We start from the raw sequence: 1,953 nt of genomic DNA on the forward strand, positions 1-1,953 counted from the left end.
GGACGTTCGAGTTGGCGGTTTAGCCACAAACGACAAAAGGCTGGTGCGGTTCACCCTGCACCGTCGGGTGCCCAAGCGCAGCTGGCCCTCGGCTCCACCTCCTGAGGCGAAGCAGGAGGGCGACAGCTCTGGCCGGCCACCTTCGGCTGCGCCACGCGAGAAGGGTGCGCAAGAGAGAATGGAGCGTCGAGTGGAAGCCGGCCCCGACGGCCGACGGCCGCGAGCGGCTGGGGCGCGCCGTGCAGCTGCTCCTGGAGGCGGCTCGCGGCGCAGCCGGAAGGCCCCGAGGGCCTCCAGCCGAGGCACGCGAAGTCACAAGTCCCGGCGTCGTTGAGCTGGGCACCCAAAGGGGAGCCGATGATGGCTGAAAGGGCTGCGCTCTACGCTCGCGTTTCCTCGGCGCGGCAGGAGCGGGAACAGACGGTCGCCTCGCAAGTGGCGGCACTCCACAAGGCTGCCGCGGAGTTGGGGCTGCAGGTGCCCCCGCAGCGCTGCTACGTGGACGAGGGCTTCAGTGGTACCCGGCTGGACAGGCCTGCCTTCGACGCCATGCGGGACGCGGCAGCCGACGGCCTGCTCGACGTGGTGCTCGTCTTCGCACCCGACAGGCTGGCGCGCAATTATGTGCACCAGCAGGTGGTGCTCGAGGAGTTGGCGGCGCGGGGCGTGCGCGTGCACTTCGTCGAGCGGCCCATTGGAGAGAAGGCCGAGGACACGCTGCTGGTGCAGATGCAGGGCGTCATCGCCGAGTACGAGCGGGCCAAAATCATCGAGCGCACCCGACGTGGGCGTATGCACAAGGTGCGCACGGGCCAGACGCCCCCCTTCTCGCGGCCACCGTACGGCTACCGCCTGGTGACGAGTCCGGACGGGCGGCAGAAGACAGTCGTCCTCCACGAGGAGGAGGCCGCGCACGTGCGCGACATGTACCGCTGGGTACTGGAGGAAGGCCTGAGTGCGCGCGCAGTGGCACGACGACTCACCGCCCAGGGCGTGCGGCCACGGCGCGCAGCGCGCTGGACGGGCGCCAGCGTCCGCCACCTCCTCGTCAACCCAGCATTCACCGGCACCGCTGTCTACAACCGGCTGATGGCCGCCGTGCCGACACGTCCACGCAAGGCTGCGGCTCTGCGCAAGGTCGCCAAGAGCAGCCATCTGCTGCGCCCGCGCGAGCAATGGCAGACGGTGCCCATTGCGCCCCTCGTCGACGAGGCCACGCAAGCGGCGGTGAAGCTGCAGCTGGCACGCAACAAGGTACTCTCCTCGCGCAACGTGCAATACCACTACTTGCTGCGTCTGCTGGTGGTGTGCGGCCAATGCGGCCTGCGCATGGCCTGCTTCCGCCGCGCGCAGACCAACGGACGGGGCGACTACCACTACTACGGGTGCAGCCGAGGCCCCGAAGACAGCGGGCGTGCAGCACGCTGCAAGGCCCAGTATCTCAGGGCCGAGGCGCTGGACGCGACGGTATGGAGCGCAGTGTGCCAGTGGCTGCGCGAGCCCCGCATTCTGGTGGAGGAGGTCGCCTCCTGGCAGGAGCACCGGGAGGCCGAGGAACTCTCGGCACGCGAGCGAGCTCGCCTCGAGTCAACGTGCGGAAACCTCAAGCGGCAGGTGCAGCGCCTGGTGGACGCCTACCAGCAGGGCGCGCTGCGAGTGGACGAGTTGAAGGTGCGGCGTACGCAATTGGAGGCGGCCCTTGAGGCAGCACGCGCCCGGGCCAAGGAGCTCCAGGCGCAGCATGCCGATGAGGAGCGGTTGGGCGAGCGGGAAGCGCAACTGGAGGCCTTTGCCGCGGCCGTGCGTGAGGGGCTCGACGCGCTCGACTTCGAGGGCAGGCAACGGCTGGTACGCCTGCTCATCGAGCGCGTCGTGGTGACGGGCGAGCACGTTACCATCGAGCACGCTGTCCCCCTCTCCGGCCGGTTTTGTCGTTTGCGGGAAAACGACGTT

General features: G+C 69.1%; 1 protein-coding gene. It reads left to right on the top strand.

What is annotated here, in order from left to right; all coding sequences use genetic code 11:
* Positions 1–357: 357 nt before the first annotated feature.
* The coding region (locus HG543_RS53360; RefSeq protein ID WP_169352633.1) for a recombinase family protein at positions 358–1,953 on the top strand (1,596 nt) is incomplete at its 3' end.

It is taken from the genome of Pyxidicoccus fallax (genome assembly GCF_012933655.1).
Classification (GTDB): domain Bacteria; phylum Myxococcota; class Myxococcia; order Myxococcales; family Myxococcaceae; genus Myxococcus; species Myxococcus fallax.